At 64.7% G+C, this 249-nt stretch carries 1 pseudogene; it reads left to right on the forward strand.

Going from position 1 to position 249, the window contains the following annotated elements:
* A pseudogene (locus Q1B08_RS21890) lies at positions 1–249 on the forward strand (IS5/IS1182 family transposase); the annotation flags it as partial.

Raw genomic sequence — 249 nt, forward strand, 5'->3', positions numbered from 1 at the left:
CTCCGGCATTCAAGGAAGTCGGGGAAGTTCAGGAAGGTCTGCCTCACCGATCCCGATGCGAGCATGGCGACATCCGGACGCAATCGACGTCTGGAGCCGAGCTACAAGCAACACGGGGCTGTCGACGATGAATGCGGCGTGATCCTCGACGTCGAGGTCACCACCGGTGAGCTCAACGAGGGCCAGGAAATCCTGAGCCGCCTCGACGCGGTCGCGGCGGTCACCGGAGCCCCCATCGGCACCGTCACC

Origin of the sequence: uncultured Jannaschia sp., from assembly GCF_947494025.1 — a bacterium.
Lineage (GTDB): Bacteria > Pseudomonadota > Alphaproteobacteria > Rhodobacterales > Rhodobacteraceae > Jannaschia.